The sequence below is a fragment of the Streptomyces callyspongiae genome, assembly GCF_047200695.1.
Classification (GTDB): Bacteria; Actinomycetota; Actinomycetes; order Streptomycetales; family Streptomycetaceae; genus Streptomyces.
In genome coordinates this window covers 40,411-64,228 of sequence record NZ_JBJZOM010000016.1, presented here as the reverse complement: position 1 = coordinate 64,228, position 23,818 = coordinate 40,411, and the positions used below count along the sequence as shown (strand labels likewise).

Here is a 23,818-nt window from a genome sequence, read left to right as displayed (position 1 = left end):
CTGCAGCAACCGCCTCAGCGGGCCATGATCAGGCTCATCGCCTCGGAGCGGGTGGCGGGGTCGCGCAGCTGGCCCCGCACCGCGGAGGTGAGGGTCTTCGCACCCGGCTTGCGCACCCCGCGCATGGTCATGCACATGTGCTCGCACTCGATCACCACGACGACACCCCGCGGCTCCAGGATCTGCATCAGCGAGTCCGCGATCTGCGTCGTCAGGCGCTCCTGCACCTGCGGCCGCCGGGCGTAGACGTCGACCAGGCGGGCCAGCTTGGACAGGCCGGTGATCTTGCCGGTCGCGGAGGGGATGTAGCCGATGTGGGCGAGGCCCACGAACGGCACGAGGTGGTGCTCGCAGGAGCTGAGCACCTCGATGTCCTTGACCAGCACCATCTCGTCGTGGCCCAGGTCGAAGGTGGTGGTCAGCACGTCCTCGGGCTCCTGCCAGAGCCCGGCGAAGATCTCACGGTAGGCGCGGGCCACCCGAGCCGGGGTCTCCCGCAGGCCCTCGCGATCGGGATCCTCGCCGACCGCGATGAGCAGTTCCCGTATGGCGTCCTGGGCGCGCTTCTCGTCGAACGCCCCTATCGTGCCCTCGCCGTCCAGCGTCACCGGATCGGTCATCTGTGCCTCGTTTCTCGTGACCGTGCAGCACACGCGCCGCGCCCCTCAGGGTAGAACCCTGGGGGGCGCGGCACGCATTCCGGTCCTGCTCAGGTCTCCGTCCGGGGATCCTCGACCCTCTCGACGGGATCGGTGAGGGAGTCGGTCGGGCCGATCTCCTTGCCCTTCTTCTCCAGCGACGGGCGCTCGCCGTTGGTCGACACCGCCACCGGCACGGACACCGGAGGCCGCGTCGAGGGCGTGCGCCGCGAGGAGCCCGTCCATGCCGGCCGGGCCGGGCGCTTCACGATGGGAGCGAAGATCTCGGCGATCTCCTCCTTGCCGAGAGTCTCCTTCTCCAGCAGCGCCAGCACGAGGTTGTCCAGGACGTCCCGGTTCTCCACCAGGATCTCCCAGGCCTCGTTGTGCGCCGCCTCGATCAGCTTCTTGACCTCCTCGTCCACCAGCCCGGCGACCTCCTCGGAGTAGTCGCGCTGGTGGGCCATCTCCTTGCCCAGGAAGGGCTCGGAGTTGTCGGAGCCGAACTTGATCGCACCCAGCCGTTCGGTCATGCCGTACTGGGTGACCATCGCCCGGGCCGTCGCGGTCGCCTTCTCGATGTCGTTGGCCGCACCCGTGGTCGGGTCGTGGAAGACGAGCTCCTCCGCCGCACGCCCGCCCAGCATGTACGCCAGCTGGTCGAGCATCTCGTTGCGGGTGGTGGAGTACTTGTCCTCGTCCGGCAGGACCATCGTGTAGCCCAGGGCACGGCCTCTGGAGAGGATGGTGATCTTGTGGACCGGGTCGGAGTTCGGTGAGGCCGCCGCGACCAGGGCGTGACCGCCCTCGTGGTACGCGGTGATCTTCTTCTCCTTGTCGCTCATGATCCGGGTCCGCTTCTGCGGTCCGGCCACGACGCGGTCGATCGCCTCGTCCAGGAACTTGTTGTCGATCAGCTTGCTGTCGCTGCGGGCGGTCAGCAGAGCGGCCTCGTTGAGGACGTTGCTCAGATCCGCACCGGTGAACCCGGGCGTACGCCGGGCCACGGCGCCGAGGTCGACGTCGGCGGCCGTCGGCTTGCCCTTCTGGTGCACCTTGAGGATCTCCAGGCGGCCCTGCATGTCCGGGCGGTCCACCGCGACCTGCCGGTCGAAGCGGCCCGGGCGCAGCAGCGCCGGATCCAGGATGTCCGGCCGGTTGGTGGCGGCGATCAGGATGACGCCGCCCTTGACGTCGAAGCCGTCCATCTCGACCAGCAGCTGGTTGAGCGTCTGCTCGCGCTCGTCGTGACCGCCGCCCATGCCGGCGCCGCGGTGGCGGCCGACGGCGTCGATCTCGTCGACGAACACGATGGCCGGAGCGTTCTGCTTGGCCTGCTCGAACAGGTCGCGCACCCGGGAGGCACCCACACCCACGAACATCTCGACGAAGTCGGAGCCCGAGATCGAGTAGAACGGCACCCCGGCCTCACCGGCCACGGCACGCGCCAGCAGCGTCTTGCCGGTGCCGGGCGGGCCGTACAGCAGCACACCCTTCGGGATCTTGGCTCCGACCGCCTGGAACTTCGCCGGCTCCTGCAGGAACTCCTTGATCTCCTGGAGCTCCTCGCAGGCCTCGTCCGCACCCGCCACGTCCACGAACGTGGTCTTGGGCGTGTCCTTGGTGATCAGCTTCGCCTTCGACTTCCCGAAGTTCATCACCCGGGAGCCGCCGCCCTGCATCTGGTTCATCAGGAACAGGAAAACGACGATGATCAGCACGAAGGGCAGCACGGACACCAGGAACCCGACGAACATGCTCTGCTCCGTCGGGGCCACGGTGTAGCCGTCGGGCAGGTCGTTGGTCGCGTACTTGGCCTGCAGCTGCTTCTGCAGGTCGACGCCCTGTTCGTCGATGTAGCTGGCCTGGATCTTGTTGGCGCCGTCGGTCCCCTTGACGCTCTGGCCGTCCTTGAGGTCGAGCTTCACGATCTGCTCGTCGCCGGTGGTGATCTCGGCCGAGGACACCTTGTTGTCGTCGATCGCCGAGACGATCTGGGCGGTGTCCACCGTCGTGTAGCCGCCCGACGAGCCCATGAAATTCATGACACCGACGACCAAGAGGACGGCCAGCACGATCCACATGACCGGCCCGCGGAAGTATCTCTTCACGTCCATCCACACGGAGCGGTTCGCGCCCCGTCCCTCCTGCCACAGTGAGTCGAAAATTGCTTGACCTTCGGACGGTACCTCAGCATCGACGCCGCGCGCCGCCCGTGAGCGGGCAACCGTATGCCCTCCCCTCACCAACGGTAGGGGAAAGCGGTGCGTTCCCGAAGATCCCGGGGTCTCAGCCGCCGTACACGTGGGGCGCCAGCGTCCCCACGAACGGCAGGTTCCGGTACCGCTCGGCGTAGTCCAGTCCGTACCCGACCACGAACTCGTTCGGGATGTCGAAGCCCACCCACTTCACGTCGATGGCCACCTTCGCCGCGTCGGGCTTGCGCAGCAGAGTGCAGACCTCCAGCGAGGCCGGGCCGCGCGATCCCAGGTTCGACAGCAGCCAGGAGAGCGTGAGGCCGGAGTCGATGATGTCCTCGACGATCAGCACGTGCTTGTCCTGGATGTCGGTGTCCAGGTCCTTGAGGATGCGGACCACACCGGAGGACTGGGTGCCGGCGCCGTAGGACGACACGGCCATCCAGTCCATGGTGGCGGGGGTGGAGACGGCGCGGGCCAGGTCGGCCATCACCATCACGGCGCCCTTGAGGACGCCGACGAGGAGCAGTTCCCTGCCCGCGTACTCGGCGTCGATCTTCTGCGCCAGCTCGGCCAGCTTCGCGTCGATCTCTTCCTTGGTGATGAGCACCTGCTGAAGGTCGGTGCCCATGTCTTTCTCGTCCACCCGGTGCCGCTCTCGCTCGATGTCGGTACACGCAAACGCAGGCCGCCGCCCGCACCGGACGCGGTCGCGCTGCGGTCCGGGTCAGCTCTGCCGGATGACCAGTCTGCCACCCTGCCTGCGCGCCTCGACGCGCCCCGGGAGGTTGAGGGCCCGCTGCCCCCGCCAGGCGGTGATCAGCCGGTCGACCTCTTCGATGTGCCGCGCGAAGAGCGAGCCCGAGGGGGCACCGGCGGCCACGGCGGTGCGGCGCAGGACGCGGCGCCGGACGGCGGGCGGCAGCGCGTGCAGCCGGGCGATGTCCAGCTCTCCGGGGGCGGCGCCGGCGGGGCGGGCCGAGCGCTCGGCCTCGTCCGTCCAGGCGTCCAGGGCGTCGGCGTCGTCCCGGGAGAGCTGCGCGGTGCGGGCCAGCGCCTCGACCACGCCGCGGCCCAGTGCCTTCTCGAGGATCGGCAGCGCCTCGTGGCGGACCCGGGAGCGGGTGTAGACGGGATCGGTGTTGTGCGGGTCGTCCCAGACGGCGAGGGATTGTCTCAGGCAGGCGGTGCGGGTGGTCTGCCGGTCGAGGGAGAGGAACGGGCGGCGGTAGCGGCCGCCGGGGCCGGAGACCGCGGCCATGCCGGAGAGCGAGCGGGTGCCCGAGCCGCGCGCGAGCCCGAGGAGCACGGTCTCGGCCTGGTCGTCACGGGTGTGCCCGAGCAGCACGGCAACGGCGCCGTGGCGTTCGGCGGCGGCGTCGAGTGCGGCGTAGCGGGCGTCGCGGGCGGCGGCCTCCGGACCTCCGGAGCGGCCGACGGTGACGGAGAGCACCTCGACGGGGGCCAGTCCGAGCGAGGTGAGGCGGGTCACGACCTCCTCGGCGCGCTCGGCGGACCCGGCCTGCAGGCCGTGGTCGATGGTGACGGCCCCGGCGCGGATACCGAGCCGCGGGGCCTCGAAGGCGAGGGCGGACGCGAGCGCCATGGAGTCGGCGCCGCCGGAGCAGGCGACCAGCACGAGCGGCTTCTCTGACTCGTGCGGAGGGTGGCCGGAGCCGGCGGGGCGTGAGGAGGGGGCGTCCCGGAGGACATCACGGAGTACGCGGCGGACCGCCAGGCGTATTGCGGCGACCGAGGGATGGGGACCCATGTCCGATTCACTTCCTCAGGGGAGTCTGGTCACAGAGTACGGACCGCTTCACGCACACTCGCGGTCACGCTGGGTGCGTCGATCGTGACAGAAACGGGTCGCGTTCCCCGAGCATCGCACGCTGATCCCGCGCCCACGGTCCCTCGGACGGGTGATTACGGGGCCACCTGCCAAAGCGGAGGGCGCATTCCGGCCACCACTCGGCGGGACGCACCGCGTCCCGCGCCCGCCTCAGCCCCGGACCCTGGCCACCCACTCCTCGGGGGCGGCGATCTCGTCCTTCGTCGGCAGGGTGTTGGGCGAGGTCCACACCTTGTTGAAGCCCGCCATGCCCATCTCGTCCACGACGGTGCGCACGAAGCGCTCGCCCTCGCGGTACTGGCGCAGCTTGGCGTCCAGCCCGAGCAGCTTGCGCAGCACCTGGTCCAGCCGCCCGGCCCCACTGGCCCGGCGCTCGGTGAACTTCTCCCGGATCTCCCCCACGGTCGGGACGACACGCGGCCCCACCCCGTCCATGACGTAGTCGGCGTGCCCCTCCAACAGGGACATCACGGCGGTCAGCCGCCCGAGGATCTCCCGCTGGGCGGGTGTCTGCACCAGCTCCACGAAGCTGCGCTCCCCGTCCGCGGCGCCCTGGGCGTCCTGCTCGTCCCGGGTCCGCGAGCCCGCCATCGACTGCACGGCCTCCCGCAGCCGCTCCAGCAGCGTCGACGCGTCCAGTTCGGTCTCGGCGAGGAACGCCCGGATCTCGCCGCGCAGGTGTTCCCGCAGCCACGGCACGGCAGAGAACTGCGTGCGGTGGGTCTCCTCGTGCAGGCACACCCACAGCCGGAAGTCGTGCGGATCGACGTCCAGTTCGCGTTCCACGTGCACGATGTTCGGCGCGACCAGCAGCAGACGGCCCCCGCCGTCCGGAGCGCCGGGCAGCTCGCGGGTGACGGGCGCGAACGTCTCGAACTGCCCGAGGACGCGCGACGCCAGGAACGACAGCAGCATGCCGACCTCGACCCCGGTGACCTTGCCGCCGACCGCCCCCAGCACGGCGCCTCCCGGGGTCGCGTCCCGACGCTCCCGCATCCTGCCGAGCAACGGGCCCAGGAGTTCGCGGAAGCCGGCCACGTTCGCGCGGACCCAGCCGCCCCGGTCCACCACCAGTACGGGGGCGTCCCGGCCGTCCGGGGCCGCGCTGTCCAGGCCGGTGAACCGGCGCACGTGCCCCTGCGAGTCGCCCGCGTGGCGCCGCAGCTCCGCGACGACGGCACGGGCCTCGTCCCGGGTGGTCTCCGGCCCCGGCCGCACGAAGCGGGTGGCGGTCGTCGCCGCGAGGTTCCAGTCGACCATCTGCACTCCACCGAGGCTCGTCATGCCTTCACGGTACGTTCCCCACCGCCGCTCCGGCAGTCGGCGGCAGGCCCCGGCGAACCCGGTGTCAGCGGCAGCCGCAGTCCGCCAGCGCCGAGGCGAGGCGGTCGAGCGCGTTCTTCGCCGCGGCGGGGTCGGCCGTGCCCGTCGCGGTGAAGGCGAACGCCAGCAGCCGGCCGTCCGCGTCGGCCACCGTTCCGGCGAGCGTGTTGATGCCGGTGAGGGTGCCGGTCTTGGCCCGTACGACGCCCGCGCCGTGTTCCCCGCCGTACCTGCTTCCGAGGGTTCCGGTGAAGTGCGCGACGGGCATGCCGGTGAGGATCGTGCGCAGTTCCGGGTGCCCGGGAGCGGCGGCCCGGGTCAGCAGCGAGGTGAGGAGCCGCGCCGTCACCTTGTCGGCACGGTCCAGGCCGCTGCCGTCGGCGAAGTGCGCGCCCTGCACCGGGAGGCCCTGCTTCCTCAGCTGTGCGTGCACGGCCCGGCCGGCGCCGCGGAAGTCGGCCGGCCTGCCGGTGGCGACCGCGGTCTGCCGGGCGAGGGCCTCGGCCAGGTCGTTGTCGCTGTACGTCAGCATCCGCTCGACGAGCGCCCGCAGGGTCGCCGAACGGTGCTCGGCCAGCGGTTCCGCCTTCCCGCCCGCGGTCACCTTCTCCGGCGTGCCCGAGACGGCCACCCCCTGCCGGGACAACTGCCGGGCGAAGGTCCGTGCGGCGTCCGCCGAGGGGTCCGTCGCGCGCGGCGCCGGCCCGTGGTGGCTGTCGTCCAGCCTCCCCTCGTTCACGGTCAGCGGGGTGACCGGCGCCAGGTTCTCGTTGCGGCCGATGGGGTGCTGCACGGGTCCGGACCACAGGGAGACGTCGTAGCCGACACGGACCTTGGGCCGCCCGGCGCCGCCGTTCGACTGCCGCAGCGCCTGTGCGGTGTCCCGCGCGAGGTCGGCGAGGTCGTCCTCGGTGAGGGTGGGGTCGCCGCCGCCGACGAGCACCACGCGGCCGTCGGCGGTGCGGACCACCGGGGTTCCGATCCGGTGGTCCGGACCGCGGGCGGTGAGGACCGCGACGGAGGTCGCCAGCTTGATCGTCGAAGCCGGGACGACCGGGCGGTCGGCCTGCCGGCCGAAGAGGCGGGCTCCGGTGGCGGTGTCCACCACCGAGGCCGTGACGGAGGAGCCGAGGGCGCCGTCCTTCAGCAGCGGCCGCAGGGCGTCGGCCAGCGCCGCCCGGTTCGGCGCGGGGGCGGGCGCGGCGGCGTCCTCGGAGGTGCCGGAGTCGCCGCGCGGTGCCCGCAGGGCGTGCAGGACGGCGGGGGCGCTCGGTGCCGGCCGGAGCCCCTCGGGTCCGGTGGGGGTGTGCTCCTCACCACTCCCGTCCACGACGTGTCCCGCGCGCACCCGCTCGGCCGTACGCTGACCCGAGTCCCAGGGTCCGGAGACGGCGATCGCCGTGCACGCGACCGCCAGGCCGACGACACCGGAGGTCACCGAGAGCCGCCATGTCTGCCGCTGCCGGGGCGGCGCTGACCGCCACCGGGCGCGGAGCCCCCCGGTGACGTGCGGCGACGAGCCGTCCGCGGACGCGGAACGTGCCCGGTACGTCGTGTCAGGCATCGGAAGACCAGCCCCTTTCGCGAGCACGGACCTGCGTGAGGGACACTTAATCACCAGACCATGTGTTGATCACGGAGGAGCCTCCCTTGGAGTTCGACGTCGTCATCGAGATCCCGAAGGGTTCGCGGAACAAGTACGAGGTGGACCACGAGACCGGTCGCATCCGGCTCGACCGCCACCTCTTCACTTCGACCGTGTACCCGGCCGACTACGGCTTCGTCGACAACACCCTCGGCGAGGACGGCGATCCGCTGGACGCCTTGGTGCTGCTCGAGGAGCCGACGTTCCCCGGCTGCATCATCAAGTGCCGCGCCATCGGCATGTTCCGGATGACGGACGAGGCGGGCGGCGACGACAAGCTGCTGTGCGTGCCCGCGTCCGACCCGCGTATAGAGCACCTGCGGGACATCCACCACGTGAGCGAGTTCGACCGGCTGGAGATCCAGCACTTCTTCGAGGTCTACAAGGACCTGGAGCCGGGCAAGTCGGTCGAGGGCGCCGACTGGGTCGGCCGTGCCGACGCGGAGGCCGAGGTCGAGGCCTCGGTGAAGCGCCTCGAGGCGCAGGGCGGCCACTGACGGCAGCCCCCACCACCGGTCCGAGGGGCCGTACCGGACGCCGTGCGCGCCGGTGCGGCCCCTCGCCGTGTTCGACCCGTCTCCCGTCCCGGTGCGGACCGTCAGGCGGCGCCCGCGGGCCGCGGCGGGATCAGTTTGCCCGGATTGAGGACGCCCTCCGGGTCCAGCGTGCGCTTGACCGCGCGCAGCATCTCCACGCCCAGCTCGCCGACCTCCTGGGTCATCCAGGGCAGGTGGTCCCTGCCCACCGCGTGGTGGTGGGTGATGGTGCCGCCGTGCGCGAGGATCGCGTCTCCGGCCGCCCGCTTGGCGTCGGCCCACAGGGCCTGCGGGTCCTCGCCGCCGTTCGCCGCCACCGTGAAGTAGAGGGAGGCGCCTTCCGGGTAGACGTGCGAGACGTGGCAGGCGACCACGGGTTCGGCGCCGTCCCGGCCGAGCGCCCCGCGCAGGGCCTCCGTCACCGCCCCGCGCAGGTCCGCCAGCCCGCTCCAGGTGGTGGCCGTCTCCAGCGTCTCCGCGAGCACACCCGCCGAGAGCAGCGCGTCCCGCAGGTACGGCCCCGCGTAGCGGCTGCGGCGCCACTGGGCGACAGGCTCCTCGCCGAGGCAGCGGCCGCCGGCCGCCTCCAGGGCGGCGGCGGTCTCCGCGCGGCGGTCGCGGACATGCCGGGACGTCCCCTCGTGGGAGACCACCGCGAGGCAGCCGTCGGCGGCCTGCTCGCCGGAGAGCGCCGCGTTCACGAAGGTCTCCGCCTCGTCCGACAGGCGGACCAGGGTGGGCGGTGAGCCGCCCTGCGCCAGGGACCGCAGCGCGGCCGTCCCGGTGGCGAAGTCGGGGAAGGCCCACGCCTCGTCGTGGTGCGCCTCGGGGAGCGGCAGCACCCGCACGGTCACCTCGGTGAGGACGCCGAAGGTCCCCTCCGAACCGAGCAGCAGCTGCCGCAGGTCCGGCCCGGCCGCGGACCCGGGTGCGCGGCCGAGTTCCAGCGTGCCGCTCGGCGTGGCGGCCCGCAGCCGCAGCACCATGGCGTCGAACCGGCCGTGCCCGGCCGAGGACTGCCCGGCGGAACGGGTGGCCGCGTAGCCGCCGATGGTGGCGTACTCGTAGCTCTGCGGCTGGTGGCCGAGCGTCAGCCCGTGCGCGGCCAGCAGTTCCTCGGCCTCCGGCGTGCGGAGTCCGGGCTGGAGGGTGGCCGTCCGGGATACGGGGTCCACGGCGAGCAGCCGGTTCATGTGCCGCAGGTCGAGGCTGATCACCGACGCGAACTCCCCGCGGAGCGGCTCGACGCCGCCGACGACGCTGGTGCCGCCGCCGAAGGGCACCACCGCGACGCGCTGTGCGGCGCAGACGCGGAGTACGTCCAGCACCTCCTGGTGGGTGCCGGGGCGGACGACGGCGTCGGGGGCGTCCCGGACGTCGCCCGTCCGGCGCCGCAGCAGGTCCGGCGTGCTCTTCCCGCCCGCGCGCCGGATGCGGGCGGCGTCGGAGGTGTCGACGTTTCCGGCTCCGACGACCTCGGCCAGGGCCTCGCGCACCGGCGCCGGCAGGGCTCCGGGCGGCACCGGGAGATCCGCCTCCGGGCAGGCGGGCACGTCGTCGAGCGGAACACCGAGGACGGAGGCCACGAGGTCGCGCACGGGTCCGGACAGTTCCGTCGCGCCCTCCGGGGCGCCCCAGGCGTTCCAGACCATCTCGCCGACGGGGGTGCGGGGAGTCGTCATGCGTTACAGTCTTACATGTGATGTCAACCAGCAACGTGGATACGGGCGACCGGGACGAGGACGCACCGCAGGACCCGATCGCCGGCGCCCTGCTCGACGCGGCGTACGAGTGCATCGCCGCGTTCGGCCTGCGCCGCCTGACACTGACCGACGTGTCGCGCCAGGCGGGGGTGAGCCGGCCGACCGTCTACCGGCGCTGGCGCGACATCACGACCCTCGTGGCCGACCTGCTCACCCGCGAGATGCGCACCGCGCTGCTCGCGGCGGCGGAACAGGCCGGCCCGCGCCGGGAGAGCGAGGAGCCGGAAGGGGGCCGCGTACGGGAACGCATCGCCAGGGAGGCCGCCGCCCTGCTGCGGGCGCTGCGCGCCCATCCGCTGCTCGGCCGGATCCTGCAGACCGAGCCGGAACTCCTGCTGACCTACACCTTCCAGCGGCTGGGCTCCAGCCAGCGGGCGGCGCTGGAGCTGCTGCGGCCGCAGATCGTCGCCGGGCAGGCGGACGGCTCGGTCCGCGACGGCGACCCCGACGCGCTCGCGCGGATGGTCATGCTGCTGGTGCAGACCACGGCACAGTCCTGGCGCCTCGTCGACGACGTACTGCCGCTCGACCGCCTCACCGCCGAGGTGCACCACCTCCTGGACACCTACCTCCGACCCGAGGAGTGAGCAGTGAGCAGACCCGCAGCCGTGCCGGACGGATCGTCCCTGAACGCCGCCCGCCGCACCCGTGAACTCGAACGCCTCGCGGACCGGCCCGAGGTGGACCTGCTGGTCGTCGGCGGAGGGGTGACCGGCGCCGGCATCGCCCTCGACGCGGCCGACCGGGGGCTCTCGGTACTGCTGGCCGAACGGCACGACCTGGCCTTCGGCACCAGCCGCTGGAGCTCCAAGCTCGTCCACGGCGGGCTGCGCTACCTCGCCCGCGGCCAGGTGGGCATCGCGTACGAAAGCGCACGGGAGCGCCACGTCCTGCTCTCCCGCACGGCCCCGCACCTGGTCCGTGCGCTGCCCATGCTGCTGCCGCTGCACGCGGAGGTGGGCGGCGTGCAGGCGGCGACGACACGCACCGGCTTCGTCCTCGGCGACGTGCTGCGCGCCACGGCCGGCACCCGGCCCGGCGTACTGCCCCGCGCGCGCCGCGTCTCCCGCGAACGCGTCCTCGACCTCGCTCCCGCGGTCCGGTCCCACGGGCTGCGGGGCGGCCAGCTGGCCTACGACGGGCAACTCGTGGACGACGCCCGGCTCGTCGTCGCCCTGGCACGCACCGCCGCCGCGCGGGGCGCCTCGGTCCTCACCCGCTGCTCCGCCTCGGAGCTGCACGGCCGCGGCGCGGTACTCCGCGACGAACGCACCGGCGAACGGCTGGACGTACGGGCCCGCGCCGTCGTGAACGCGGCGGGGGTGTGGGCCGGCGGGCTGGTGCCGGGGGTCCGGCTCCGCCCCAGCCGCGGCACGCACCTGGTGCTGCCGGGCGAGGTGTTCGGCAGGCCGCGCGCCGCGCTGACCGTCCCGGTGCCCGGCTCCCGCGGCCGGTTCGTACTCGTGCTGCCGCAGCGGGACGGCCGCGTCCACGTCGGCCTCACCGACGAGCCCCTCGACGGGCCCCTGCCCGACGTGCCGGCAGTGCCGCAGGCCGACATCGACTTCCTGCTGGACGTGGCCGGCAGCGTCCTCGACGTCCCGCTGCGCAGCGGCGACGTGCTCGGCGCCTACGCCGGGCTGCGGCCGCTGCTGGACTCCGGGGACGGCGAGGGGGCGAGCGCGGACCTGTCCCGGGACCACGCGGTGCTCACCTCACCGGACGGGGTGGTCACCGTCGTCGGCGGCAAGCTCACCACCTACCGCCGCATGGCCGAGGACGCCGTCGACACGGCCGTCGCACGTGCCGGGCTCCCCGCGGGGCCGTGCCGCACGACCCGCCTGCCGCTGGTGGGCGCGGCACCACCGGCCGCACTCGCCGGGATCGGGGCGCCGGCACGCCTGGTCGCCCGCTACGGCACGGAAGCGCCCGCCGTACTGGCCGGAGGAGGCACGGACGAGATCGCCGCCGGCGCCACTGCGGCGGAACTGGCCTGGGGCGTCCGGCACGAGGGGGCGCTGGACGAGGAGGACCTGCTCGACCGCCGCACCCGGATCGGCCTGGTGCCCGAGGACCGTGCCCGCGGGCTGGCCGCGGCACGGGAAGCGCTGGCAGCGGCCCGGCAGGCCTGAGCACACGGTCCTCCGCGTCAGGCCCGGGGTATGTCCTGCTCCGCCCAGACCACCTTGCCGGACGCGGTGCGGCAGGAGCCCCAGCGGCGGCACAGCATGTTGATCAACTGCAGGCCGCGCCCGCCCTCGTCCTGGACGTCCACGTGCTGGATCTGCGGCAGATCGGGACCGGTGTCCGACACCTCCACCATCAGCCGTTCGTCGCGCAGCAGCCGCAGCTGCCCGGGGCCGCCGCCGTAGCGCAGCGCGTTGCCGACGAGTTCGCTCACGACCAGTTCGGTCACGTCGGCGAGTTCGCCCAACTGCCACGTCTCGAGCTGCTGGGTGACCAGCCGCCGCGCCGTCGAGGCCGCCGTGCCGCCCTCCGGCAGCTCCCAGATCCGCAGGTCGACGTCCCCGGACTGCCCGCACCCCAGGGCGACCAGCAGCACCGCCTCGTCGAACCGGCCGTCGCCCCCGGGAGTGTCCGGGGTGAGCAGGCCGCCGCCGTCCAGCCGCTCCGCCGGCATGCCGGCGACCGCCGCCCGCAGCTGCTCCAGCTGGCGGTCGACGTCCTCGGTCCGCGATTTGATCAGCCCGTCGGTGTAGAGCAGGAGCCGGCTGTCGGGAACGCTCTCCAGACGCAGCGGGTCGTACGGGATCACGCCGGTGCCCAGCGGAGCGCCGGGCGGTACGTCCAGGAAATCCGTACGGCCGTCCGGGCCGACGAGCAGCGGCGGCGGATGACCGGCGCTGGCCAGCGTGTAGCTGCCGTCGGCGGGGTCGTAGACGGCGCACAGGCAGGTGGCGACCTGGTCGTCCTCCAGGTCGCGGGTGGCCAGGTCGAGCCGGGCCAGGACGCGGTCGGGGGCGATGTCGAGCGTCATGAGGGTGCGCGCGACCGACCGGAGCCGTCCCATCGTCGCCGCGGCGGGCAGCCCGTGCCCCATGACGTCGCCGACGACCAGGGCCGTGCGGCCGCTGGGGAGAGAGACGACGTCGTACCAGTCGCCCCCGACGCCGCGGGCGTCGACCGCCGGGGCGTAGTCCGCCGCCACGCGCAGCCCCGGGGTGTGGGGGGTGGCGCGGGGCAGCAGGCTGCGCTGCAGGGAGACGACATGCTCCCGCTCGCGGCCGTACAGCCGGGCATTGTCGATGTACACGGCGGCCTTCGAGGCGAGCTGTTCGGCCAGGGCCAGATCGGTGCCGGTGAAGGGCGGGGTGTCGCCGGCCCGCACGAAGTCGGCCGAACCGAGCAGCACGCCGCGGGCGATCAACGGCACGGCCAGGTAGCTGTGCACCCCTTGCCGGCGCATCGCGGCGGCGGCGCTGTCCGTGGGGGCGACCCGCTCCATGTCCTCCTCGGTCATGCGGCTCACGAGGACGGACTCCCTGGCGCGCAGGCACTTGGTGGTGAGCAGGGTCTCCCGCCGGTGCTCCCGGTCGACGATCTCGCCGACCGGAGAGGGTTCCAGCTCGCGCAGCGCGTCCACGGCGTCCACGGCCATGGCGCGGGTGACGGGCACCCCGGCGCCCACCACCCGGTCACCCTCCTCGCCGAGCAGCACGGACTCCAGCAGATCCACGGCGGCGGCGTCCGCGAAGCGCGGGACGGTGAATTCGGCCAGTTCCTGAGCCGTCCGCTCCAGGTCGAGCGTCGTACCGATCTGCGTTCCCGCCGCGTTGAGCCAGCCGAGGCGGCTGCGCATCGCGAAACTCTCGTCCCCGTCGATGTCGCCGCGTCGGACCTTGAACCGCCTCGCCGCCGGGTTCCGGCCGAAAGCGGCGCCCTGTGCGGCCAGACGACTGGTCAGACGCCGAGCGCGGCTGCCGCCGTTCACCGTGCTGGCCTCCCATCGCGCCGCTCGACGCCGTACCGACTCAAGTGTGCCCCCGAAAAACGGTTCCGTCGCCCACTGAGCCGACATGCTAGCCAGGACCCGGCCCCCGATCACCCGTTGTGCAGGGCCGGAACGCTCCGGTATGCGCATCCATGCGCGCGGACGGGCCGCCGGGCGCCGTGCGGCCGGGAACAAGCCCCCCGGCGAGCACGCACGGTACACGCATACGCACCATGCGTGATCGCCTCGGCGGGACACCGTGACGGCGAAGGGCCGCGGGGCGGGACGCCGGGAGGGGCCGGGTCAGAACCCGCGGGTGCGCTTGGCCGCGCGACGGCCCGGGAGCGGTGCCTCGACACCGGGCGTCTTGATGAACAGCCGCGCCAGCTCCCCACCCAGGTTGACGCCGATCGCGATCGCCAGGGCCAGCGCGATCGCGCGGGCGATGTTCCCCATGCCCGTCCCGACGTTGCCCTGCGCCACGTTGAGCAGACCGAAGTACGTGGCGCTACCGGGCAGCAGCGGCCCGATCGCCGCCGTGATGTACGGCAGCGAGGAGGCGAACTGGTACCGGGAGGCCAGCTGCCCGAACAGACCGACCAGCCCGGCGGCGGCGAACGTGGAGGCCACCGCGTTGACGCCGGCCACATCGTGCAGGGCGCCGTAGATCAGCCAGGCGACGCCGCCGTTGAGGGTCGCCAGCACCACGGTGTGGCGTTCCTGCTGGAGCAGCACGCAGAAGGCGAGCGCCAGCAGCATCGCCGCGCACAGCTGGACCTCCGGGCGGTCCAGGTGCAGCTGGTCCTCCGGATTCAGCTTCGCGCCGACCTCGTCGCCCACGTACAGCACGAGCAGCACGCCGCACACGATCGCCACGATCAGGTACACGACCTCCAGCAGACGGGCGGAGGCGGTGATGTAGAAGCCCGTGAGCCCGTCGTGGACCGCGGCGACGAGCGCTCTCCCCGGTATCAGGGCGAAGAGCCCACCGGTGATCACCGCGCCCGCGCGGATGTCTGCCGAGAGGTGGGAGCTGACCAGGTTGACCGCGACGCCGATCGCGGCGGGAGGCATGGCGGCGGCGACGAACTGGTAGAACTCCGGCAACCCGCGGGAGGCCAGGAACCACGCCAGGCGGTCGCCTGCCATCGCTCCGAGCGCGGCGAGCAGGAACACCAGCCAGCCGCCGCCGACCAGCAGCGACGCCGCGCCGGCCAGCAGCCCGCTGGCCACGGTGAGCGCCCCCTTGGTGAAGGGGTGCCGGTTCCGTCGGATGGTGGCGAGCCGGCGGTAGGCGTCCTCCAGCGTCACCTCGCCGTGCGAGATGTCGGTGACCAGGGCGAACACGGCTGCCAGCCGGGTGTAGTCGGTGCCCCGGCGGCGCACGGTCCGGCTCAGCGTCACCGGGTCGTCGACGAGGGACGGCTGGTGGGTGATCGACAGCAGGGTGAAGGTGACCGTCGGCTCGCAGCGGTCCAGTCCGAAGGCGTGCGCGACGCCGAACATCGCGGCCTCGACGTCCTCGGCCCCCTCACCACCGGCGAGCAGCAGCTCGCCGATGCGGAGCGTGAGGTCGAGGACACGCGGGATCGACGGGCCGCTCTCCCCCTCCTCCTCGCCCGGGGCCGCGCGCTCGGGCGCGGGCCGCTCGGAGAGCGGCAGCCGCACCATGGTGCGCATCCGGTCGTGCCAGGGCAGCCCGGGCCGCACGAGCGTCCCGAGGGCCGGAATGCCCTCGGGGGGCGTGAACGCGCTGCCGGGCTCGTACCCCGACTGGGTCCGCAGCCCCTGCGGCAGTGTGAACTCGGAGGACGGGTGGTCGTCCTCCGGCGGAGGTGGCAACGGCAGACCCTGCGGCGGCGTGAAGGCGCTGTGCGCCTCGTCCGACTGCGGTTTCGCGTCCTCGGTCTGCGTATCGCTACCGCTCCACTGGGACTCCCCGGCCACTGTCCTCCTGCTCCTTCGCTGATCGACGGCCTCCCTGGCCGCCGAGGAACACAACGCCGTATCCCGGGTGTGCCGTTCCGGGAAACCATGCTCCGGAACTGCGAGATGCGTCACAGGAGCCCGCCCGCAGGGACACTCTCCCGGACGCCGTCCGCCACCCGGCCGGTCGCACGCCGCACGGCAGGCGACCGCTCGGGCCAGAATGCACGACACCACGCCCACGTGCACCGGCGCACGACGACCGGGCACGCGCCGTAGCGCGCCGGGTGCGCCGGGTGCGCCGGGTGCGCCGGGTGCGCCGGGTGCGCCGGATCAGCCGAAGGCGGACCAGTCGGGCTCCGGCATGGCCCCCGTCTCGAAGACCAGCTCGAAGGCGCCCTTGCCGTCCAGCGCCTCGCGGATCACGTCCGCGTGGCCGGCGTGCCGGCCGCCTCCTCGATCAGGTGGAGCAGGGCCCAGCGCCAGGTCCGCGGACCACCCTCGTCCCAGGGGACGCGCGGAGCCTCGAAGGTCTCGTCCAGCGAGTCCAGGGACCGCACTGCCGCCTCCGTCTCGCGTGCGACCTCCTCGTAGAGGGACAGCAGGCCGGACACGGTCTCGTCCTCACGCGGCACGAACCCGGACTCCCACTCGGCCTTGGCCGCGGAGAAGTCCGGCGCCCCACCCCGGCCGGGCGCCGTCTCCGTCAGGTGCGGAACACCAGGGGCTGCGGCGGCCCGCAGCGGCACACGTCCGGGCGGTGTCGCGCAGCACACCCGTTCACACGAACCGGCGCAGCCGCTGCAGGTGGTCGCGCACGTCCGCGGGAGCGCGTCCGTACTCGACCAAGCGCTCCAGCACCTGGTCGTAGCGGGCGACCTCCTCCGCCTTGTCCAGGTACAGGGCACTGGTCAACTGCTCGATGTAGACGATGTCGGAGAGGTCGTCCTCGGGGAACCGCAGCAGGGTGAACGGGCCGCTCTCGGCCGAGTAGGCGGGGCAGTCCAGCGGGAAGACGCGCAGCACCACGTTGTCCCGCTCCGAGAGCTCGGCCAGGTGCTCCAGCTGCCGCTCCATCACTCCGCTGCTGCCGAAGGGGCGGTGCAGTGCCGCCTCGTCGAGGACGCAGAGGAACTGCGGCGCCTTGTCGGCGAAGATGAGCCGCTGCCGTTCCATGCGGAGGGCGACGCGCCGGTCCACCTCCTCCGCGGGCAGGCCGTTCCGTCCGCTGCTCACCACGGCACGGGCGTACTCCTCGGTCTGGAGCAGCCCGTGCACGTACTGCACCTCGTAGGTGTTGATGTGCGAGGCGGCGCTCTCCAGACCGACGTAGGTCTGGAACCAGCCGGGCAGCACGTCGCTGTAACTGTGCCACCAGCCGGCCTTGTTGGCGTCGCGGGCGAGATCCAGGAGCGGTTCGCGGTCGTCGGCCTCGGTGACTCCGTAGAGGGTGAGCAGGTCCTCGACGTCGCGCGTCTTGAAGCCGACCCGGCCGAGTTCCATGCGACTGATCTTGGACTCGGACGCGCGGATCGAGTACCCGGCGGCCTCGCGGGAGACGCCGCGCGCCTCGCGCAGCCGCCGCAGCTGCGAACCGAGCAGGATGCGGCGGACCATCGACCCGCTGGCGTCCTGCGGCGCGCCCGCAGCGCCTGCCGTTCTGGTGTCCATCTGACGTCAACCTCCACCGCAGACCAAGGGCAGTCTGCCATCCGCAGGGCTCCGCTGCGTGCCCAGGTGGTTACTCACAAGCGAAAGTCACATCTGCACGTGCATCTTCCCTTGCATCTGTACGCAGCATTGGCAACCATGTCACTGCACAAGTGCACGCGTATACACGGAAGTTGAAGGCTCGACAATGGCGCGGACGTGACCGCGTCACGGCGAGCACGAGGCGAGCGCATGCGCCTGGGATCGTTCACCACCGCACTGCCAGGAGTGGCTCGACATGGGGACCGAAGGACCGACCGCCCTGCTCGACCCGTTACGGCGCGGCCTCCCGGCGCTCGCCACGGACGCCCTGTCCGGATCCGCCACCTGCGTGCTGCCGCCGCGCCACGAAGCGGTCCGCACGGCACGGGACTTCACACACCGGACGCTGCAGCGGTGGGAGATCGCACGCGACCTGGACGAGGTCGCCCTCGTGGTCTCGGAACTGGTCACCAACGCGCTGCGGCACGGGCTGGGCACACCCGCCGGCGCCCGCCCCGAGGGGGCACCCCAGGGCGTGGAACACCCGGTGCGCCTGCAGCTGATCCGCTGGTCCGCCCGGCTGGTGTGCGCCGTACGCGATCCCGGTGAGGCGAGCCCGAAGAAGGCCGCCCACGCCCCCGGCCCGCCTCCCGCACTGTGGGACTACGACGCCGACGCGCTCGCCGCGGATCTCGACGGCGGGCCGTCACCGGACGCCTTCCTGGCCTCCGGCACCACGGCGGCGTGTTCGGAGGCCACGGCCGAATCCGGCCGCGGCCTCTTCCTCGTGGAGTCCTTCAGCGACCACTGGGGCTGGCACCGCCTGACGGGCACCCGGCCGGGCAAGGTGGTCTGGGCGATGTTCCGCTTCACTCCTCGCTCCTGAGCCGGACGGCACCCCGGCCCATCACGGCCCGTCCCGGGCCGCACCCGCCGCGCCGGTTCGGCGAGCCCGCCCGCGCCAGGGTCACTCGCCGATCAGGTGGTCGAAGTCGCCCGCCTTGACGCCGAGCAGCATCGCCTTCACCTCGGCTGTCGTGTAGACGAGCGCCGGACCGCCCGGGAAGCGGGAATTGCGGACGGCGACGTCACCGCCCGGCAGCTTCGCGAATTCCACGCAGGTTCCCTGCTGATTGCTGAAGCGGCTCTTCTGCCATGCGACACCGTGAAGCTCTGCGGCAGCCATGCCGTTGTACGACCGAGGCATTGTCAATCTCCATTGTGTGCCGAGTACTTCTGGGCCCGCATGGCGCGGACAGTTTCAACTGCCTTGGATCATAACCACGTTGTCACCTGTTCTGCATATGCCACCACGGCGCCGCGACTCGTGGTTGCGGCGCCATCACAGCCGGTCAGAGAAACGGCTACGGCCACGACGTACACAATCGGAATTCAGCGGCCCATGAATGCGGTGTGCACGCGCAGCATGACCGACCGTGGATCGAGCAACAGGAACAAGCCGTTCCGGGGCGAGTCGATCAGCCATGCGGAATTACGGAATCACAATGCGTGATACCTGTCTCACCCGAAAAGCGGATGCCGCCGGAAATCCCCGCCGTGCGCACAGGGCAACCCGGGCGCAGTATCGACGCACGACCGCCGACGGTGACCACGCCCTTCCCCGGGGTAGAAGCAAGAGCAGGGTCGAACACGAGGACGACCGTACGAAGGGAGGTGCGACCGGTGAGGAGACGTGTCACCGCACTGGCCTGCGCCGTGGCCCTCGCCCTGGGCAGCGCAGCCTGCACCGGCACGGACGAGGAGCCCGCTCCGGACAGGACGCCCACCGCCCCGAAGACCGGCACCACACCTTCTCCCACACCCACCCCGTCCCGGACCACCCCGCCCCGCTCCCCGTTCACCGGCCGGGCAGGGCCGCAGCATCCGGTGCTCACCGTGAAGCTCGCCAACACCCGGTCGGCCCGCCCCCACACCGGCCTGCAGGCCGCCGACCTGGTCTACGTCGAACAGGTCGAGGGCGGGCTGAGCCGTCTCATGGGCGTCTACGCCTCCCGCACCCCCCGGCGCACCGGCCCGGTGCGCAGCGCCCGGGAATCGGACCTGGAGCTGCTGCGCCAGTTCGGACACCCGGCCCTCGCCTACTCGGGCGTCCGCTCGGCGCTGCGGGACGACATGCGCCGTGCCCCGCTACGGGCGGTGAACCCCACCACCGCGCCGAAGGCCTTCGAGCGCACCTCCGGGCGACCGGTGCCGAACAACCTGTATCTGCGCCCGGCCGCCGCCCTGCGGGCCACGCAGAAGGTCAGCACCCCGCGGGACATCGGCTTCCGCTTCGGCCCCGCGCCCGAGGGCGGCACACCGAAGCGGCACCGCACCGTGGCGTACCCGGCGGCGCGGTTCGCCTTCGACTGGTCGGCCTCCGGCAACCGCTGGCTGGTCTCGATGGACGGCTCCCCCGCACGCGTCACCGGCGGCACCCGGCTCGGCCCGCCCACGGTGGTGGTCCAGTACGTCACCATGCGGCCCTCGCGCTTCCGGGACGTCGCCGGAGCCGTCACGCCCTACATAGAGACCGTCGGGTCCGGCCGCGCGGTCGTCCTCCGCGACGGCCGCGCCTACCGGGTCCGCTGGAAGCGGCCCTCCCCGGGCGCGGGCACCCGCTTCCTCCTCCCCGACGGCCGGCGCATGCCGTTCGCCCGCGGGCAGGTGTGGATCGTCTACGCCGAACGCTGAGCCCAGGACGGCAGGCGGTCCGCCCGGCACCCCCTTGACTTCAACCTCGCTCGAAGTTCTAGCGTCTGTGCGGACGAACCCCGCGACCCCGGCGACGCCTGACGGAGGGCCCGCACATGAGCATGGAGATGACGGCGTGGAGCGCGCTGCGTCACACCCGCAACGCCAAGGACGGCCGCCCCTTCTCCCGGGCCGTGCTCCGCCGCATCGTGCGCTTCGCCCGCCCCCACCACCGCCGCATCGTGCTGTTCGTCCTGCTGAGCAGCGCGGTGGCGGGCCTCGCCGTCGCGACTCCGCTGCTGGCCGGCCGCGTCGTCGACGCCATCGTCCAGGAGGCCCCCTCCAGCACGGTTCTGGCCCTGGCAGCCCTCATCGCGGGCATCGCGGTGGCCGAGGCGGCAACGGGCGTCGCCACCCGCGGCCTGTCGGCACGCATCGGCGAAGGACTGATCCTGGACCTGCGCACCGCCGTCTACGACCACGTGCAGCGGATGCCGGTCGCCTTCTTCACCCGTACCCGCACCGGTGCCCTCGTCAGCAGGCTCAACAACGACGTGATCGGCGCCCAGCGCGCCTTCAGCGGCACCCTCTCCTCCGTGGTCTCCAACGCGGTGACGCTGCTGCTCACCCTCGGCGTGATGCTCAGCCTCTCCTGGCAGATCACCCTGCTCGCCCTGGTCCTGCTGCCGCTCTTCGTGCTCCCCGCCCGGCGCATGGGCCACCGGCTGGCCCGGATGGAACACGAACGCGCCACCCACAACGCGGCCATGAGCACCCAGATGACGGAACGCTTCTCCGCTCCGGGCGCCACCCTGGTCAAACTCTTCGGCCGCCCCGCCGAGGAGTCCGCCGAGTTCGCCGCCCGCGCCCGGCGCGTCCGCGACATCGGCGTGCGGACAGCGATGCTCCAGCACTACTTCATCACCTCCCTCACCCTCGTCTCCGCGCTCGCCCTCGCGCTCGTCTACGGCCTCGGCGGCTGGTTCGCCCTGCGGGGATCGCTGGACCCGGGCTCGGTCGTCGCCCTGGCCCTGCTGCTGACCCGGCTCTACGCACCGCTCACCGCACTGGCCGGCGCCCGGGTGGAGGTGATGAGCGCCCTGGTCAGCTTCCAGCGGGTCTTCGAGGTGCTGGATCTGAAACCCCTCATCGCCGAAGCCCCGGACGCCGTGGCCGTCCCCGACGGCCCGGTCTCCGTCGAGTTCGACAACGTCCGCTTCTCCTACCCGTCGGCCGAACAGGTCTCGCTCGCCTCCCTGGAGGAGGTCGCCACGCTGGACCAGCGGGGCGGCGAAGAGGTGCTGCACGGCCTCTCCTTCCGCGCCGAGCCCGGCCACATGGTCGCCCTGGTCGGCTCCTCCGGCGCGGGCAAGTCGACGGTCGCCCAGCTCGTGCCCCGCCTGTACGACCCCGACAGCGGCACCGTGCGCCTCGCCGGCGCCGACGTCCGCACCCTGACCGCCCACTCGCTGCGGCGGACCCTCGGCATGGTCACCCAGGACGGCCACCTCTTCCACGACACCATCCGCGCCAACCTGCTGCTCCCCCGGCCCGACGCGGACGACGAGGAGCTGTGGGAGGCGCTGCGGCGGGCCCGCCTCGACGGGCTGGTCGCGGCGCTGCCGGACGGCCTGGACACCGTCGTCGGCGAACGCGGCTACCGGCTCTCCGGCGGTGAGCGGCAGCGCCTCACCATCGCCCGGCTCCTGCTGGCCCGGCCGCGGGTGGTCATCCTCGACGAGGCCACCGCCCACCTGGACTCCACCTCGGAGGCGGCGGTCCAGGAAGCGCTCGCGGAGGCGCTGCACGGGCGGACCTCGGTCGTCATCGCACACCGCCTGTCGACGGTACGGGCCGCCGACCTGATCCTGGTCCTGGAGGAGGGGCGGATCGTGGAGCGCGGCACGCACTCCGAGCTGCTGGCCGCCGGCGGCCGGTACGAGCAGCTGTACCGCACGCAGTTCAGCGAGGACGACACCACGGGCGGCGGACGCGACGACCGGGCACCGGCAGGGACCTGACCTCCCCTCGGCCGCGCCCGGGAGCGGGCCGAGTACGGCGGGAGCCGGCGCGCAACCCGGCCTCGCCCGTCCGGACCATCCCAGCGCGCGGGACGGCGGCGGCCGCCGCAGAGTGAGATCCGGGGCCGCCGGGTGGGCGGCCCGCCCGAGCCACCCACCGGAAGGATCCGATCCGCCGTGACCTTCAGCCTTGACCAGCTGCGCCGCTGCTCCGTGGCCGTGGATGTGGGTGCCTCCAGGACCCGGGTGCACGTGAAGGACGCAGGGCTGCTCGTCGACGCTCCGTCCGTGGTCGCCGTCAACACCCTCACCGGTGCGCTGATCGCCGTGGGCGGGCAGGCCGAGCAGATGGAAGGCAGAACACCGGGTCACATCCGCGTCGCCCGCCCGGTGGGAGGCGGCACCATCACCGACATCGACATGGCGCAGCGCATGCTGCGAGCCATGCTCGGCGGCAAGGTGCGGCGCGCCTGGCGGTTCCGGCCCTCGCTCCGCGCCGCCGCGTCGGTGCCGCACGACGCGGGGCCCCTTGCGCGCCGTGCGGTCATCGAGACCCTCTCGGGCGTGGGCGCCCGGGGTGTGGAACTGGTGGACGCGCCCACGGCTGCCGGAGTCGGCTGCGGACTCGCCGTGGAGCAGCCGGAGGCCACCATGATCCTGGTGTGCGGTGCCACCACCACGGAGGTGGCCGTGCTGTCTCTCGGCTCGGTCGTCGCGGCGACGACCGTGCCGACGGGCGGCGACACCATCCACAACGCGCTCGTCCAGCACCTGCGCAACGAGCACGAGATCATGCTGCTGAACCAGGCGGTGCGGCCGCTGCACATGGCACTGCACGGCGCGGCCTCCGGCACGGCCGGCCCCACCGAGGTGCACGGACGCGACGTGGTGACGGGCCTGTCCCGCACGGTGTGGATCGACCCGGGCGAGGTGCGTGCCACCATCCAGGCGCCGCTGACCGGTCTCGTGGACGCCATCCGCTCGGTGCTGCACCGCTGCCCGCCCGATCTGGTGGCCGACCTCGCCGACCGCGGCATGGTGCTGACCGGAGGAACAGCCCTGCTGCCCGGCCTGGACACCCGGCTCCGCGCGAGCACCGGAATGGCCGTACACGTCGCCGAGGACCCCGCCGGATGCGCCGTGCGAGGTCTCGCGGCGATGATCAGGGGCGAGGTGAAGCCGCTCGCCCGTTCGGCGACGGACTGACCGCAGCCGCGGGCGCGTGGTCCCCGCCTCGCCCGGAGGGTGGTGTCAGAGCCGTTCCATCGGAGGACGGTCCGCCGTTCCGCGGGGAAGCGCGGACGACGCGCCGAACAGCGACGGCGGCAGGTACGGCGGCACACCCGGCTGCCGACCGTGACGAAGTGCGCTCATGGAATCGATGCCGTAGGCCACTTCGCGGCAGAAGCGCAGCATGTGGGTCCAGGATGCACGCATGGGGATCGGTCTCCTGCTACCTGCCGGGTCTCGCCCGGTACTTGAGGACTTACGCCGATGATGCCCGCTTCGTGCACCGTGAGCCAGGGGTTTCCGTCACTGCTCGGCAACAGTTTTTCCGCCCGTCACCCGACGCCGGAG

At 72.7% G+C, this 23,818-nt stretch carries 20 protein-coding genes; 7 read left to right on the top strand and 13 right to left on the bottom strand.

What is annotated here, in order from left to right; genetic code table 11:
* Positions 1–14: 14 nt before the first annotated feature.
* The 6 genes from folE to dacB all read right to left on the bottom strand — a co-directional run bounded on the left by folE (position 15) and on the right by dacB (position 7,575).
* A complete protein-coding gene (folE, locus tag ACL06G_RS16585) occupies positions 15–620 on the bottom strand; it encodes a GTP cyclohydrolase I FolE (protein WP_412786342.1) in 606 nt (201 codons plus the stop codon).
* Between the two features lie 89 nt (positions 621–709).
* Complete coding sequence (gene ftsH, locus ACL06G_RS16580) at positions 710–2,755, bottom strand: ATP-dependent zinc metalloprotease FtsH (protein ID WP_412786341.1); 2,046 nt, start codon at positions 2,753–2,755, stop codon at positions 710–712.
* A gap of 172 nt (positions 2,756–2,927) precedes the next feature.
* Positions 2,928–3,467 carry a hypoxanthine phosphoribosyltransferase gene (hpt, locus tag ACL06G_RS16575; protein WP_412786340.1) on the bottom strand — a complete coding sequence of 180 codons (540 nt, stop codon included), beginning with the start codon at positions 3,465–3,467 and terminating at the stop codon, positions 2,928–2,930.
* A 96-nt stretch (positions 3,468–3,563) separates the two neighbouring features.
* Entirely contained in the window at positions 3,564–4,607 is a 1,044-nt protein-coding gene (gene tilS / locus ACL06G_RS16570; RefSeq protein WP_412786339.1) for a tRNA lysidine(34) synthetase TilS, read from the bottom strand.
* Positions 4,608–4,838: 231 nt separating this feature from the next.
* Positions 4,839–5,972 (bottom strand): Rv3626c family coenzyme F420 biosynthesis-associated protein, encoded by a 1,134-nt coding sequence (locus tag ACL06G_RS16565; RefSeq protein ID WP_412786338.1) that lies wholly within the window; start codon positions 5,970–5,972, stop codon positions 4,839–4,841.
* Positions 5,973–6,036: 64 nt separating this feature from the next.
* Entirely contained in the window at positions 6,037–7,575 is a 1,539-nt protein-coding gene (gene dacB, locus ACL06G_RS16560; protein WP_412786337.1) for a D-alanyl-D-alanine carboxypeptidase/D-alanyl-D-alanine endopeptidase, read from the bottom strand.
* A gap of 86 nt (positions 7,576–7,661) precedes the next feature.
* Here dacB and ACL06G_RS16555 point away from each other — a divergent pair, with 86 nt between their 5' ends.
* Positions 7,662–8,153: an inorganic diphosphatase gene (locus ACL06G_RS16555; protein WP_412786336.1), complete on the top strand. Its 492-nt coding sequence runs from the start codon at positions 7,662–7,664 to the stop codon at positions 8,151–8,153.
* A gap of 101 nt (positions 8,154–8,254) precedes the next feature.
* Here ACL06G_RS16555 and ACL06G_RS16550 read toward each other — a convergent pair whose 3' ends face one another.
* On the bottom strand, positions 8,255–9,874 hold the full coding sequence (locus ACL06G_RS16550; protein WP_412836240.1) for an FAD-binding oxidoreductase: 1,620 nt from the start codon (positions 9,872–9,874) through the stop codon (positions 8,255–8,257).
* 20 nt (positions 9,875–9,894) lie between these two features.
* On the opposite strand from ACL06G_RS16550, the gene ACL06G_RS16545 reads away from it, so the two are divergent.
* Entirely contained in the window at positions 9,895–10,542 is a 648-nt protein-coding gene (locus ACL06G_RS16545) for a TetR/AcrR family transcriptional regulator (protein ID WP_412786334.1), read from the top strand.
* 3 nt (positions 10,543–10,545) lie between these two features.
* Positions 10,546–12,087 (top strand): glycerol-3-phosphate dehydrogenase/oxidase, encoded by a 1,542-nt coding sequence (locus ACL06G_RS16540; RefSeq protein ID WP_412786333.1) that lies wholly within the window; start codon positions 10,546–10,548, stop codon positions 12,085–12,087.
* A 17-nt stretch (positions 12,088–12,104) separates the two neighbouring features.
* Here ACL06G_RS16540 and ACL06G_RS16535 read toward each other — a convergent pair whose 3' ends face one another.
* The 4 genes from ACL06G_RS16535 to ACL06G_RS16520 form a co-directional block, all read right to left on the bottom strand.
* Positions 12,105–13,775 (bottom strand): SpoIIE family protein phosphatase, encoded by a 1,671-nt coding sequence (locus ACL06G_RS16535; protein WP_412836250.1) that lies wholly within the window; start codon positions 13,773–13,775, stop codon positions 12,105–12,107.
* Positions 13,776–14,210: 435 nt separating this feature from the next.
* A complete protein-coding gene (locus ACL06G_RS16530; protein ID WP_412786332.1) occupies positions 14,211–15,854 on the bottom strand; it encodes a threonine/serine exporter family protein in 1,644 nt (547 codons plus the stop codon).
* 401 nt (positions 15,855–16,255) lie between these two features.
* Positions 16,256–16,609, bottom strand: a complete 354-nt coding sequence (locus ACL06G_RS16525) for a mycothiol transferase (RefSeq protein ID WP_412836239.1) — start codon at positions 16,607–16,609, stop codon at positions 16,256–16,258.
* Between the two features lie 4 nt (positions 16,610–16,613).
* Positions 16,614–17,504: a Sco1979 family transcriptional regulator gene (locus tag ACL06G_RS16520; RefSeq protein ID WP_412786330.1), complete on the bottom strand. Its 891-nt coding sequence runs from the start codon at positions 17,502–17,504 to the stop codon at positions 16,614–16,616.
* Between the two features lie 277 nt (positions 17,505–17,781).
* On the opposite strand from ACL06G_RS16520, the gene ACL06G_RS16515 reads away from it, so the two are divergent.
* Complete coding sequence (locus ACL06G_RS16515; protein WP_412836238.1) at positions 17,782–18,411, top strand: ATP-binding protein; 630 nt, start codon at positions 17,782–17,784, stop codon at positions 18,409–18,411.
* A gap of 81 nt (positions 18,412–18,492) precedes the next feature.
* Here the strand turns inward: ACL06G_RS16515 and ACL06G_RS16510 are convergent, their stop codons facing one another.
* The gene (locus tag ACL06G_RS16510) at positions 18,493–18,732 is read right to left on the bottom strand and encodes a DUF397 domain-containing protein (protein ID WP_412786328.1); all 240 of its coding nucleotides are present in this window, start codon (positions 18,730–18,732) and stop codon (positions 18,493–18,495) included.
* 476 nt (positions 18,733–19,208) lie between these two features.
* On the opposite strand from ACL06G_RS16510, the gene ACL06G_RS16505 reads away from it, so the two are divergent.
* The 3 genes from ACL06G_RS16505 (at position 19,209) to ACL06G_RS16495 (ending at position 23,446) form a co-directional block, all read left to right on the top strand.
* Positions 19,209–20,219 carry a DUF3048 domain-containing protein gene (locus tag ACL06G_RS16505; RefSeq protein ID WP_412786327.1) on the top strand — a complete coding sequence of 337 codons (1,011 nt, stop codon included), beginning with the start codon at positions 19,209–19,211 and terminating at the stop codon, positions 20,217–20,219.
* 116 nt (positions 20,220–20,335) lie between these two features.
* The gene (locus ACL06G_RS16500; protein WP_412836237.1) at positions 20,336–22,240 is read left to right on the top strand and encodes an ABC transporter ATP-binding protein; all 1,905 of its coding nucleotides are present in this window, start codon (positions 20,336–20,338) and stop codon (positions 22,238–22,240) included.
* A gap of 177 nt (positions 22,241–22,417) precedes the next feature.
* Positions 22,418–23,446, top strand: a complete 1,029-nt coding sequence (locus ACL06G_RS16495) for a rod shape-determining protein (protein WP_412786325.1) — start codon at positions 22,418–22,420, stop codon at positions 23,444–23,446.
* 45 nt (positions 23,447–23,491) lie between these two features.
* Here the strand turns inward: ACL06G_RS16495 and ACL06G_RS16490 are convergent, their stop codons facing one another.
* Positions 23,492–23,677: a hypothetical protein gene (locus tag ACL06G_RS16490; protein ID WP_412836236.1), complete on the bottom strand. Its 186-nt coding sequence runs from the start codon at positions 23,675–23,677 to the stop codon at positions 23,492–23,494.
* Positions 23,678–23,818 lie beyond the last annotated feature (141 nt).

Excerpts from the sequence above, each read along its gene's own strand:
- ACL06G_RS16520 (WP_412786330.1), bottom strand. The coding sequence starts at position 17,504 with ATGGACACCAGAACGGCAGGCGCTGCGGGCGCGCCGCAGGACGCCAGC.
- ftsH (WP_412786341.1), bottom strand. The coding sequence starts at position 2,755 with ATGGACGTGAAGAGATACTTCCGCGGGCCGGTCATGTGGATCGTGCTG.
- ACL06G_RS16510 (WP_412786328.1), bottom strand. The coding sequence starts at position 18,732 with ATGCCTCGGTCGTACAACGGCATGGCTGCCGCAGAGCTTCACGGTGTC.
- dacB (WP_412786337.1), bottom strand. The coding sequence starts at position 7,575 with ATGCCTGACACGACGTACCGGGCACGTTCCGCGTCCGCGGACGGCTCG.
- ACL06G_RS16515 (WP_412836238.1), top strand. The coding sequence starts at position 17,782 with ATGGGGACCGAAGGACCGACCGCCCTGCTCGACCCGTTACGGCGCGGC.
- ACL06G_RS16545 (WP_412786334.1), top strand. The coding sequence starts at position 9,895 with ATGTCAACCAGCAACGTGGATACGGGCGACCGGGACGAGGACGCACCG.
- tilS (WP_412786339.1), bottom strand. The coding sequence starts at position 4,607 with ATGGGTCCCCATCCCTCGGTCGCCGCAATACGCCTGGCGGTCCGCCGC.
- folE (WP_412786342.1), bottom strand. The coding sequence starts at position 620 with ATGACCGATCCGGTGACGCTGGACGGCGAGGGCACGATAGGGGCGTTC.
- ACL06G_RS16490 (WP_412836236.1), bottom strand. The coding sequence starts at position 23,677 with ATGCGTGCATCCTGGACCCACATGCTGCGCTTCTGCCGCGAAGTGGCC.
- ACL06G_RS16565 (WP_412786338.1), bottom strand. The coding sequence starts at position 5,972 with ATGACGAGCCTCGGTGGAGTGCAGATGGTCGACTGGAACCTCGCGGCG.
- ACL06G_RS16550 (WP_412836240.1), bottom strand. The coding sequence starts at position 9,874 with ATGACGACTCCCCGCACCCCCGTCGGCGAGATGGTCTGGAACGCCTGG.
- ACL06G_RS16500 (WP_412836237.1), top strand. The coding sequence starts at position 20,336 with ATGAGCATGGAGATGACGGCGTGGAGCGCGCTGCGTCACACCCGCAAC.
- hpt (WP_412786340.1), bottom strand. The coding sequence starts at position 3,467 with ATGGGCACCGACCTTCAGCAGGTGCTCATCACCAAGGAAGAGATCGAC.
- ACL06G_RS16535 (WP_412836250.1), bottom strand. The coding sequence starts at position 13,775 with ATGCGCAGCCGCCTCGGCTGGCTCAACGCGGCGGGAACGCAGATCGGT.